The organism is Rhodococcus sp. P3_B8, assembly GCF_056402775.1.
Map to the genome: position 1 here is coordinate 1 of NZ_JBFUGT010000194.1, position 12,094 is coordinate 12,094.

11 protein-coding genes are annotated in these 12,094 nt (G+C 65.2%); 1 reads left to right on the plus strand and 10 read right to left on the minus strand.

What is annotated here, in order from left to right; translation table 11 throughout:
• Positions 1 to 61 precede the first annotated feature (61 nt).
• The 10 genes from AC1D1G_RS32590 to AC1D1G_RS32635 all read right to left on the minus strand — a co-directional run bounded on the left by AC1D1G_RS32590 (position 62) and on the right by AC1D1G_RS32635 (position 10,298).
• Positions 62 to 1,165, minus strand: coding sequence for an NAD(P)-dependent alcohol dehydrogenase (locus tag AC1D1G_RS32590; protein WP_283353224.1), 1,104 nt, complete (start codon positions 1,163 to 1,165; stop codon positions 62 to 64).
• The gene (locus tag AC1D1G_RS32595; protein ID WP_283353223.1) at positions 1,162 to 2,688 is read right to left on the minus strand and encodes an aldehyde dehydrogenase family protein; all 1,527 of its coding nucleotides are present in this window, start codon (positions 2,686 to 2,688) and stop codon (positions 1,162 to 1,164) included. Before AC1D1G_RS32595 ends, AC1D1G_RS32590 begins: the two co-directional genes overlap by 4 nt.
• A 28-nt stretch (positions 2,689 to 2,716) precedes the next feature.
• Complete coding sequence (locus AC1D1G_RS32600) at positions 2,717 to 3,121, minus strand: SCP2 sterol-binding domain-containing protein (RefSeq protein ID WP_477955313.1); 405 nt, start codon at positions 3,119 to 3,121, stop codon at positions 2,717 to 2,719.
• A 49-nt stretch (positions 3,122 to 3,170) separates the two neighbouring features.
• Positions 3,171 to 4,724, minus strand: coding sequence for a long-chain-fatty-acid--CoA ligase (locus AC1D1G_RS32605; protein ID WP_477955315.1), 1,554 nt, complete (start codon positions 4,722 to 4,724; stop codon positions 3,171 to 3,173).
• Between the two features lie 506 nt (positions 4,725 to 5,230).
• Positions 5,231 to 5,932, minus strand: coding sequence for a TetR/AcrR family transcriptional regulator (locus AC1D1G_RS32610; RefSeq protein WP_005262669.1), 702 nt, complete (start codon positions 5,930 to 5,932; stop codon positions 5,231 to 5,233).
• 94 nt (positions 5,933 to 6,026) lie between these two features.
• Positions 6,027 to 6,410: a Zn-ribbon domain-containing OB-fold protein gene (locus AC1D1G_RS32615; RefSeq protein WP_477955318.1), complete on the minus strand. Its 384-nt coding sequence runs from the start codon at positions 6,408 to 6,410 to the stop codon at positions 6,027 to 6,029.
• Between the two features lie 25 nt (positions 6,411 to 6,435).
• Positions 6,436 to 7,599: a thiolase family protein gene (locus tag AC1D1G_RS32620; protein WP_269592828.1), complete on the minus strand. Its 1,164-nt coding sequence runs from the start codon at positions 7,597 to 7,599 to the stop codon at positions 6,436 to 6,438.
• A gap of 38 nt (positions 7,600 to 7,637) precedes the next feature.
• Entirely contained in the window at positions 7,638 to 8,870 is a 1,233-nt protein-coding gene (locus AC1D1G_RS32625; protein ID WP_283353221.1) for an NAD(P)/FAD-dependent oxidoreductase, read from the minus strand.
• Between the two features lie 4 nt (positions 8,871 to 8,874).
• Positions 8,875 to 9,069, minus strand: a complete 195-nt coding sequence (locus AC1D1G_RS32630) for a ferredoxin (RefSeq protein ID WP_283353220.1) — start codon at positions 9,067 to 9,069, stop codon at positions 8,875 to 8,877.
• Positions 9,066 to 10,298 (minus strand): cytochrome P450, encoded by a 1,233-nt coding sequence (locus AC1D1G_RS32635; protein ID WP_283353219.1) that lies wholly within the window; start codon positions 10,296 to 10,298, stop codon positions 9,066 to 9,068. Before AC1D1G_RS32635 ends, AC1D1G_RS32630 begins: the two co-directional genes overlap by 4 nt.
• Positions 10,299 to 10,478: 180 nt before the next feature.
• Here AC1D1G_RS32635 and AC1D1G_RS32640 point away from each other — a divergent pair.
• Positions 10,479 to 12,094, plus strand: a 1,616-nt coding sequence (locus AC1D1G_RS32640) for a fatty acid--CoA ligase (protein WP_477955322.1), incomplete at its 3' end; no start/stop codon positions are given.

Below are 12,094 nucleotides of genomic sequence, written 5' to 3' on the forward strand. Positions count from 1 at the left end.
GTCACAGACAGGCGGGACACTCTCGCCACGATGATCGAGCATGTTTCCCGGTATCTTGTGTTCAGTCGAATACGATCACCGGTTTGATGACCGAACCCGCGGCGGCTGCCGCGATGGCCTCGTTGATGTCCGGCAGGGTGTAGGTCTCGATCAGTTTGTCGAAGGGGAACTGTCCGTTTTTCCACAGGTCGACCAACTGGGGGATGAACTGGTGGGGGTCGACGTCGCCTTCGATGACGCCGGTGAGTGTGCGACCGAGTAGTAGGTGGCCTTGGTCGATCACGATGTCGTTTTCGAGGCCTTGTAGTCCGAGGGTGGCGCAGATGCCTGGGGAGCGCAGCACTGCCAGCGCCTGTTGCACGACGGACTCGAGCCCCACGGCGTCGACGCTGAAATCGACACCGTTGGCGCTGATGTCGGTGACGGCCCACGCGAGGTCGTCGATCGCATTGGGGTCGAGGGTGTGGGTGGCGCCGAGTTCGGTGGCCAGGTTCAGACGTTCCGGATTCGGATCGATTGCGATGATCGGTGTGCAGCCGAGCGCTTTGGCCGCCATGAGAGCGCTGAGCCCGACAGCGCCGAGACCGAACACCGCAATGCTCTGCCCGGGTTTTGCCCGCAGGACACTCATCACGGTGCCGGCCCCGGTCTGCAGGCTGCAGCCGAGGGGCCCCAACAGGTGTAGGGGCAAGGATTCGTCGACCTTGACGGCGTTGCGTACGCTCGCGACGGCGTGGGTTCCGAATGAGGATTGGCCGAACCAGTTGCCGTGGACCGGTTCGCCGTCCCGGCTCATGGTGGTCGAGCCGTCCAGGCGTGTGCCGAAGTAGTTCAGCGCCGCGAACAGCTCGCAGTAGGCCGGCCGACCCGAGGTGCATTGAGTGCACGTTCGGCAGGAGTCGAAGCTGACCACGACGTGGTCACCGGGTACGAGGGTCGTCACCTCGGCCCCGACCTCTTCGACGATCCCGGATGCTTCGTGGCCGACCACCGCCGGCAAGGGCAGGGGAACACCGCCACGCAGAGCGGTGAGGTCCGTGTGGCAGATCCCGACGCCGGCGACGCGGATCCGGATCTCGTCCTCGGCGAGCGGACCGACCTGCACATCGACAACCGTGAGCTTCTCGTCCGGCGCCTCGAACAGCGCGACACGTGCGTGGGTCATCGGTCCACCGCCGACTGGGCCGCGGGCAGGACGAGGTCGTACACCTTGCGATCGAGGGAGCGTGAGAGGTCGACGTGGACGAACTTCTCCTCGGTGTACTCGTCGAGCGCGTGGGGTCCGAGTTCGCGGCCGTTCCCGCTCTGCTTGTAACCGCCGAAGGGGTAGAGAGCGTTGACCATGTGCCAGTCGTTGATCCAGACGGTGCCCGACTCGATTCGCGCCGCGACGTCGAGTGCAGCCTCGAGGTCTTCGCTCCACACCCCGGCCGACAATCCGTACTCGGAGTCGTTGGCGATYGCGACGGCGTCGTCGACGGTGCGGTACTTCAGAACCGACAGGACGGGACCGAAGATCTCCTCACGGGCGATGCGCATGTCGGGCGTGACATCGGTGAAGATCGTCGGGCGCACCCAGTTCCCCTGCTCGAACTGCGCTCCGGTGGGCGGTTCACCGCCGAACGCGAGGGTTGCGCCCTCCTTCTGGCCGATTTCGATGTAGTCCAGAATCCGGGCATGTTGCTCCGCGGAGATGACCGGGCCGATGTCGGTGTCGAACTCAGACGGGTCGCCGACCTTGATGGTCGCCGCCCGCTGAACCAGGCGGTCGACGAATTCGTCGTGCAGGCTCTCGGGCAGCAGCAACCGGGTTCCCGACTCGCACGCCTGACCGGCGTAGAGGAAGCAGGCGAAGAGTGCCCCGTCGACCGCGGAGGCGATGTCGGCGTCGGCGAGCACGATGTTCGGTCCCTTGCCGCCGAGCTCGAGGGTGACCTTCTTGATGTTCTCCGCGGCGAGCTTGCTGATCTCCCGGCCGACCGCCGTCGACCCGGTGAAGGCGATCTTGCGTACGTCCGGGTGGGCGGCGAGACGGGCTCCGACTTCTTCACCGGCACCGGTGACGATGTTGAGGACACCTTTCGGCAGCCCGGCTCGTTCTGCGGACTTGGCCAGTTCGAGCAGGGTGAGGGGCGTCTTTTCGTCGGGCTTGAGCACGATGGTGTTGCCGGCCGCCAGGGCGGGACCGAGTTTCCACACAGCAAGCAGCAGCGGGAAGTTCCACGGCACGATGCCGCCGACCACACCGATCGGTTCCCGGCGCACGATCCCGGATGCCAGTGTGGGGTAGGACAATTGCGGACCGGATCGTTCGAATTCGTAGGTGCGGGCCAGGTCGGCGAAGTACTGCAGGTGCGAGATCGAATACCCGACGTGGAAGGCCATTGCCTGGCGGATGGTGACGCCGTTCTCCTTGACGTGCAGAGCGACCAGTTCGTCCATGCGCTCGGACAGGTCGGCGACCATCGCCGACAGGATGTCGGCGCGTTCGTCCGGCGTCTTCGAGCGCCACTCGCCCCGGGCGTGGGCGGCTTGGGCTGCGGCGACCGCCTGGTCGAGGTTCTCGACGGAGCCGCGGGCGGCGGTGGCGACCAGTTCGCCGTTCGCGGGGTCGATGATGTCGAACGTGCGGTCGGTATCGACCCAATGACCGTCGATGAACTGGGTGTAGTGCGGTGTGGCTGTCATGCGATGTCCTTGCTCGGGTGCCGGGGGATCAGCTGTGCTGGGCGTCTTTCTCGGCGACCAGGTTCTTGTAGATCGGGAACAGCGGCTTGGAGATCGGAATCAGCTTGAGGATCTTCGACACCGGGCCCTTGGCCTTGACCTGGCCCTTGRCCAACCCCACCGCCACGTTGTACTCACCGCGCCAGAACTTGTTGCCGTTGTCGGCGGACATCGCCAACCGGACGTCCGGGATGAGGTCGTTTTCGCCTTCGATCACCTCGATGCCTTCTGGCTTCAGTGCGACGGTGATCGACGAATCGGGGTTGGTGTAGTCGAGTCGGAGGATGATGTCGGCTTCCTTGAGCGCCGGGCCGGCGGTCGGTTCGTCGTTGGCTGCGCGGAAGACTCCACCCAGGTAGCGGTAGACCTCGGCGGCGTCGGTGAAGTAGCTCATGGTGGTGTCCCTTTCGGATGGGTAGTGGTGTGTGCTGACCGGATTGGAGTCAGACCGATCGGCTGCGGCCCGCCCAATGGGGTGCGCGTAGATCGCGTTTGAGGATCTTTCCTGTCGCGTTGCGCGGCAGGCTCGGAACGATGTCGATGGTGCGGGGCCGCTTGTACCCGGCCAGATGAGCGGCACAGAAGTCGAGCAGTTTGTCTTCGTCGATGTCGGTGCCGCTGTCCGCGACCACGACCGCGCGGACCGCTTCGCCCCATTTGTCGTCGGGGACGCCGATGACGGCGACTTCCGCGACGCCGGGGAACTCACTGACCACGCGCTCCACCTCGGCGGGATAGATGTTCTCGCCGCCGGAGATGATGAYGTCCTTGACGCGGTCTTCGACGTAGTAGAACCCATCGGGGTCCCGTCGGCCGGCGTCGCCGGTCTTGAACCACTCACCATCGAAACTGGCGGCGGTGTCCGACTCGCGCTGCCAGTATCCCGTCATCACCTGCGGTCCGCGGATCTGGAATTCGCCGACCTCACCGACGGGCACTTCGTCCCCGAAGGCCGGATCCACCACCCGGACCTCGACACCCTCGATCGGTTGGCCTGCTGCGCGGAGGCGTTCGGGCCGGGCGGAATCGCGGTGGTGCTGCGGCCCGAGTACACAGAACACTCCGGACGCCTCGGTCATGCCGTAGACCTGGTAGAAGTCGACGTCGAAGGTGCTCATCGCCTCTCGGAGCAGGGCTTCGGGCATGGGTGATCCGCCGTATCCGAGGCAGCGCAGCGACCGGAAGTCCAGTGCGGACACACCCGGAACCTGCAGGAAGAACCGGATGACAGCGGGGACGAAGAACGCATGGGTGACCGACTGGCGGATGATCTGATCCAGAACCATCGCGGGAACGACCTCACGCACGAGGACCGTCTCCGCGCCCTGCGACATCRCGGCCAGCGCCCAACTGGTGCCGCCCACATGAAACAGCGGCATGGCCACCATGTTCACGCTGTCCCGGGCGAAGCCGAAGGCAGCGCTGGCCGCAATGCTGTGCGCGCCCACGGAACGGTGCGTCAGCATGGCCCCTTTCGGGTGCCCGGTGGTGCCGGAGGTGTAGAGCTGCAGGAAGCAATCCTCCGGATGGGTTGGATGAGCAGTCTCGCGCGGCGGGGCCTTGCCGAGCCATGCCTCGTACTCGTCCGCCTCACCACCGAGCACGATGATGGTGCGCACGTGGTCGAGGTTCGGCTTGATCGTGTCGATGACATCGACGAATTCGGCGCCGAGGATCAGCAGTTCGGCACGGCTGTCGTTGATGACGTAGGCCAATTCGGACGGTGCGAGGCGGTAGTTCAGTACCGCGTTCACCGTTCCGGCCACGGCGCACGCCAGCGTGGTCTCGAGGCTGGCGGGGTGATTCTTGTCCAGGAACGCGACCCGGTCACCGGGCGCCAGCCCGAGTGCGGACTGTGCTGCGGCGTTACGCCGCACCCGGTCCGACAACTGTTGCCACGTCCACGACTCTTCCTCGAATCGCAGCGCGACTCGGGTGGGATCCTGCGATACCCAGTATGTGATCGGGTCGAAGACATGGTGGATGGGTGAAGCCATCAGGCACCTCTCGAGGGGGATTGTTCAGTCCATTTCGCCCGGCTCAACTAGTGACCGTACGCACGGTCAGTAAAGCAGAATCGTGACGTGCAGCACAAGGGGTCACCGAAGAATTTGGCCGGAAGAACCGAATATGGAGAGCTCTCGCCTCCGGGGCTATCCAGTCGGGGCGCTGTGCCGAGTGCCCAGTGGGGACACTTATCGGAAGGAATGTGATTTCTGTTCGTAAATCCTTGCCACGCAAAGAGGTCCGGATCGTATGCGCGTTGATCCCAGGGTCGGTGCGCATGCATATGCGCGGCCGCCTGACTACTCATGGCCCTGGTATTCAGCGACCCGACCCGGTGCAGGAGTTCCGCGTGGCGGGAGAGAGTCTCGACACGGATGGGCCCAGCACCGAGTGGTGACCGATGCCCCTTTTCCCCGCTAGGTGCCGCTGAACTGGCGGGCGTGGTCCACCGTCGTCGTGGCGCGAGCGTTGGTCTCGCCGCGACGCGGTGTAGTGGTCAGGATGCAGGGAGCCCGCTGCCGGATTCGGCGGACGCTTCGAGCAGGCACTGCCGCGCAGTCTGGGCGGCCAGGCCCTTCGGATCCGCCAACGCCGGAAGCGCTGCGCGACGGACCAGGAGGCTGCCCAGCACGAGATCGACCAGTGCTGCCCCGACCTCTTCGGCGGATTCGTCACCGCTCGGGTCGAACCAGGTGTAGGCCCATTGCGCGGATCCGAACATCAGCAGTGACTGAATCCGCAGATCCGTTTTTCGAAGCCGTCCCGCGGCGATTCCGGCTTCGATCACGTCACGCACCAACTGGATGTATTCGGCGCGTAGTTCGAGTCCCTCGGTGTCGATATCGAGCGCTGCCAGGCGCATGACCTCGCGCTGGAACGCGATCGTGGCGTCGCGGTCGTGCTCTTGGTAGAGGATGAACGCGAACAGCAGTCCCGCGAGTTGCTGCTCGGGATGATCGAGTTTGCCGATCAGTAGCTTCGCTTCGGTGAGGCGGCGGCGCATGTAGGACGTGTGCAGGGCGGCGAGCAGGCGATCCTTGGTGCCGTAATGATGGACGATCGTGCCCTTGGAGATCGACAACTCGTTGGCAATGTCGCTCAGGTTCGTCCCGTCGTAGCCGAACTGCGCGACGTTGTGCGTGAAGACCTCGAGGATCTCGTTGGCTTTTCCGGCCAGCCGGGTACCGGCCTTTGCCATCGCGCTACCTCCACCTCGTTCACGGTCCTGATTGTGCAGTCAGTCTAAGCGCTGTGTGATCAGTCGTGGATTCGGCGCACCGTCGATGTGATGGTCAGGTGGCGAGAACGAACATGGGAATCGCTTCACCGTCGACAAATTCGGTGATGCGCAACCGCACCGGTGTGCATACCGGGACGTCGGACGCGGTGGCGACGTCGAGGATGCGGCTGGCAAGCCACGGTCCTTCTCGGAGCTCGACCAGCGCAAGGACGGTGGGCTCGGGCGCACTCGCGTGGTCGACGACTGCGGACACCACCACCCCGTCACCAGTGGAGCCGACCCACGTGAGCTCGTCGCTGTGGCATGAGCTGCAGCTGAGGGTGTCGGGCCGGCCGATATGCCCACAACGGGTGCATGACCACAAGATCAACCTGCCCTCCCGGAGGGCATCGAAGTACGGTGCCGAGGTCTCGTCCCGGACGGCGGAAAATTTCATCGTGTTCCTTCTCCGTTGCTGGTGTTCACGCCGAGTTGGTGGCGAGAACCAGGGTGCCGTGGTGGTCGAGAATGCCGCCGTTGCCGCTGACGATGGCGGTGGCGTGCTCACGGATCTGCCGTCGGCCGCCTTCTCCTCGCAGTTGCGTGAGGGCTTCTATCAACGGGGTCATGCCCCACAGATAGAAAGAGGACAGTTGCCCGCCGCCCGTGTTGGTGGGCAGGGTGCCGCCGGGGGCGAGTGCCCCGCTGGCGGCTAGTTCCCCGGCTTCGCCCTTACCGCAGAATCCGTAGTCCTCGAGCGTCACCAGGAGGGTGTAGGTGTAGCAATCGTAGATTTCCCGCAGGTCAATGTCGTCGACGGTCATTCCGGCCATCCTCAACGCCGCCGGCCCGGATATGGCGGCGCCGGTCACGAGGCCGAAATCGCTGTCACGTTCGAGGACGTATCCCGGGTGGGCTTGGCCCCACCCGCGGACGTACACCGGGGTATTCGGTAGATCCCGGGCTCGCTCCGGGGTGGTCACCACGACTGCGGCACCACCGTTGGAGACGAGGCAGCAGTCGAGCAGATGTAGCGGTTCGACCACCCATCGCGACTGGTGGTACTCGTCCAGGGTCAACGGTGACCGCATCTGGGCCACCGGATTGTCGAGTGCCCACGCCCGCTGAGACACCGCCACGGCGCCGAGGTGGGAGGAGGTGAGCCCGTAGTGGTCCATGTAGCGGCGAGCGGCCAGTGCGTAGCGGTGATTGACGCTGGTGAACCCGGCTGCGGTCTCCGCGCTGCGGAACCCCGTCGCCGTCAGGGAGCTTGCCCGGTACGCGTGCGCTCCGCCGGTGTTCTGCTTCTTGGGGTCGTCGGCGAACACACACACCACCGTCTCGGCTTCGCCGGACAGCACCGCCTTCGAGGCCTGGGCGATCATGATGGCGGCCGAGGCGCCGAAAGCATTGATCTCGCTCAATAGTCGCAAGTTCTCGAGCCCCAGAGTGCGGGCGAGGGTCAAATTCAGATCGGTGCCCGCGCGGGCGTTGACCAGCAGTCCGTCGACGTCGCCGAGGGACAGTCCGGCGTCGGCGACAGCCAACCGGACCGCCTCCGCGGCGAAACCACGCGCGGTCTTCCCGAACACCTTGCCCACTTCGGTGAGGCCGTATCCGACGATGGTGGCGTTGCGCTCTGGCATCGACCCTCTTTTCTGCAGTGTGTCCGGGTGCCCTTGTGTCAGCGGCCCGCGTCGAGCGCCGCGTCCTTGTGCTGGCGAGTGCGCGCGTAGTCGAGCGCTTGCTCCCAGCTCGCACTCTTGGCGATCAGGGCACGATATTTCATGATGTGGGTCTGGTGGTCGAGGGCCAGCGCGCCCACGACCCGGTCGCCGCGCCGGTAGAGCGCCACGAACTGGCCGTCGTCGAGATGTCCGGTAACAACGCGTATTTCGTCGGCCTCGGGCACTCCCACGAACTGAATTCGGGTGTCGTACCAGTCGGACCAAAAATACGGCACGGTGCTGTACGGCTTCGCGGCTCGTGGGTCGAGTGCGTTGCGGACGGCGAGGGCTCCCTGCTCGGCGGCACTGGTCCAGTGCTCGAGCCGCATGGATGCCTCGAAGAGCGGATTGTGCCAGCGGGCGACGTCGCCGGCGGCGTAGACCCCCGGCAGCGAGGTCGCCATGGTTTCGTCGCAGACGACACCGCGGTCGAGAGTGATACCCGAGGTCTCGAGCCACTCGGTGGCGGGGTCCGCACCGACGCCGACCACGACCAGATCTGCCTCGAGAGTTGATCCATCCGACAATTGCACCGCCTCGACATGTCCGTTGCCGAGCACCTTCTCGACCCCGACGCCGCAGCGCAGATCCGTTCCGTTGCGCCGGTGAAGGTCCGCGCACGCACGGCCCATGTCCGTACCGATCGCGCGCACCAGGGGAACCGGCAGCGACTCCACCACGGTGACATCCAGGCCTCGTTTTCGTGCCCCCGAGGCAACCTCGGAGCCGATGAATCCGGCACCGACGACCACTGTGCGAGCCCGGTTGTCGAGGGCGGCGCGGACGGTGACCGCGTCGTCGAGTGTGCGTAGCGTGACGACGCCGGCCATCGCGGCCGTGCCCGGCAGCATCCGCGCCGACGATCCGGTCGCGATGACGGCGATGTCGTAGGGCAGTGAGCCGTGCGAGGTGTGAATCACTTTCTCGCTCGGGTCGAGCCGGGTGGCGACGGTGCCGAGACGCAGGTCGATTCCCGCGTCGTCGAGGGCGCTGCGGGCACGGAAGGTGGTGTCCGGAGGGGTTGGTCCAGGGTCGAGGTACGCCTTCGACAACGGGGGGCGGTCGTAGGGCAGGTGTTCCTCGGCGCCGACGAGGGTCACCGATCCGGTGAATCCCGCCTTGCGGGCTGCCTCGGCGGCACGCAGACCCGCCAACGACGCCCCGACCACCACGAGATTCTGCTCGGGCATGGTCTCAGTCCTCGACAAGGGCGAGTGCCTCGGTCGGGCACCCTTCGATGGCGGCACGGACATCATCGATGTCGCGGTCATCGGTGTGCTCGCGCAGCACCAGCAATTGGCCGGCATCGTCGATTTCGAAGTAGTCCGGGGCGAGGGATTCGCAGATTCCGAGGCCGGTGCACTTGGTGCGGTCGACGCAAAGCTTCATGACGTGGCCTTTCCGAGGTGAACGGGAAGCTTCTTGATCCCATTGATGAAGTTCGACCGGAAACGGTCCGGCGGCCCGGTGACCTGCCAGTGCGGGAACCGCGCGAACAGAGTTTCGAGCAGCACCTTCGCCTCGAGGCGCGCGAGGCTGTTACCCAGGCAGAAATGGGTGCCGGCGCCGAAGGCAAGGTGATTGGCAGCGCCGCGGTCGATGCGGAACGTGTCCGGGTCGTCGAATTGTGCTTCGTCCCGGTTGGCCGAGACGTAGAACATGACCACCTTCTGTCCCTCGTGCAGCTGTTTGCCGCCGAGTTCGGTCTCCCGGGTCACCGTGCGCCGGAATTGCATGACGGGGGAGTGGAACCGCAGCACTTCTTCGATGGCCTTCGGCAGCAACGCCGGGTCGGTGGCCAGCTTGCTGCGCTCGTCCGGGTGCTCACTCAGCGTGAGGACAAAACCGGTCAGCAGGTTGCGCGTCGTTTCGTTTCCAGCGATGACCAGCAATTGGAAGAAGCGGTTGAGCTCTTCGGTCGACAGGCGGGCACCATCGACTTCGGCATTGACGATCAGTGACCACACATCGGAGCCGGGTTCGGCGCGCTTGGCCTTGGTGTGTGCGTTGGAATACTTGAACATTTCGATGAACGCAGAGAGGAAAGCCTCGCGCCCTCCATAGGAGGGGTCGTCGAGCCCGACCATCCGATTGGTCCAGTCGTAAAGCAGGTGCCGATCTTCCGACGGCACACCGAGGACGTCGGCGAGGACCCGCAGCGGCATCTCCGCCGAGACATGCTCGACGAGGTCGATCTCACCGTCGTCGGGCAACGCATCAACGATGGCGCGGGCGTGATCAGCGATGCTGTCGAGCATCCCGCGCACCATCTTCGGAGTGAACACCTTGCTGACGATCGACCGCATCTGCGAGTGGTCCGGGGGATCGAGGTTGAGCATCATCTGCTGCAGGGCCGCAAGATCCTGGGGCCGCTGATCACGCAGGAACGACGCGCCCTTGTGCGAGGAGAAGATGTCCGGATTCTTCGAGACCGTCATCACGTCGTCGTAGCGGGTGACTGCCCAGAAACCGGGGCCGCCGGCGAAACCCTCACCGGCAGGCTCCTCGATCCACGCCACCGGCTCGTGGCGACGGAGGTCGGCGAAGACCTCATGGGGAACTCCGTGAATGTACGCGTCGGGACTTCCGAGATCGGTGTGCAGGGCCGATAACGTCATGGCGTTTCCTTCGGGGCAGGGAGGAAGGGATGGACGAGCAGGAATCAGTACTTGACTGACCGTACGTACGGTCTATGGTAGGGAGTAGCTGTCCGTGGGTCAAGACCGGCTCGGTTCCGCAGTTCGGCCGACGGCGCAGCGGAACGACACTGATTCCCTCACCGCCAGGACGGACCTGCCATGCACAGCACCATGCAAGATGTCGACCTTCTCGTGTCGGATTTGTTCCTGCACGGGCTTCGCACGCATCCGGAGAGTTCGGTTCTGCACTATCAGGGCGGCGAGGTGCTGCGTCTGTCTTTTCGCGAATTCGGTTCCAAGGTAACTTCTCTCGCGGCAGGTCTGCGCCGCCTCGGCGTGTCCGGGGACGATGTGGTTGCTACGTTGTGCTGGAACAGCCCGGCGCATCTGGCTGCCTATTTCGCGGTTCCGGGAATGGGGGCGGTGTTGCACACACTGAATCTGCGACTGCACGATGATCAGATCGTCTACATCGCCAATCACGCGGCGGACAAGGTGATCCTCGTCGATGCCGATCTGGTACCCCAGTTGCAGCGGATCATCGACCGCCTCCCCACCGTGGAGCACGTGATCATCGCGGGCGAGGCGGACCTGACCGTTCCCGCCGGTGTGCAACTGCACTGCCTCGACGACGTGCTGGATACCGAGACCGACTTCCGGTGGCCGCGCCTGCCTGAACGCAGCGCCGCCGCGCTCTGCTACACCACCGGCACCACCGGCGACCCGAAAGGCGTTGCCTACAGCCACCGGTCGATTTACCTACACAGCCTGCAGATCTCCACCGGCAGCGCCTTCGGATTCTCCGACGCCGACCGGGTCCTGCCGATCGTGCCGATGTTCCACGCCAACGCCTGGGGCTGGCCGCACGCCGCCTGGACAAGCGGGGCCGACATCATCCTCAACGACCGGTACCTCCAGATCAACCACCTGGCCCGCATCATCACCGACCTCGCGCCCACGGCTGCCGCGGCCGTGCCGACACTGTGGACCGGCCTCGACGAATACGCCCGCACGAACGCAGCCGACCTCACCAGCCTGCGGCTCGCCGTGTCCGGTGGCTCACCTCTCTCGGCCGCACTGGTACGGAGCATGGCGACCCACCRCGGCGTCGCGTTGACGCAAGGGTGGGGCATGACCGAGACCAGCCCACTGCTCACCTTCTCCCGCCCACCCCGCAACACACCCGACACCGACCTCGCACAGTGGGCGAGCCTGACGGGGCGCATCGTCCCCGGAGTGCAGGCACGCATCGTCAGCGAAACGGGCGACGAGTTGCCATGGGACGGCCGGTCCGTCGGCGAAGTCCAGTTGCGCGGCGCGACGATCGCGGGCACCTATTTTCGCGCCGCAGCACCGGACAAGTTCGACGACGGCTGGTTGCGCACCGGCGACCTCGGGGTCTTGCACGATGGTGGGTGGATCCAGCTCAAGGACCGACTCAAGGACGGCATCAAGAGCGGCGGAGAATGGATCTCCACGGTCGAACTCGAAGATGCCCTGCTCGAGCACGACGCCATCATCGAGGTTGCTGTGATCGGCGTACCTGACCCGAAATGGGAGGAACGCCCCTTCGTCTGTGTCACCCTGGCCCCCGGCGCGACCGCCACCGCACCCGAACTTCTCGCCTTCCTCGACGGCAAGGTCGCACGCTGGTGGCTCCCCGAACGGTGGGCCTTCGTCGACGCCCTCCCCAAGACCAGCGTCGGCAAGCTCGACAAGAAGGACCTGCGCCGCCGCTACGACGCCGACGAGCTGGCGGTCAACGACCTCCGGTC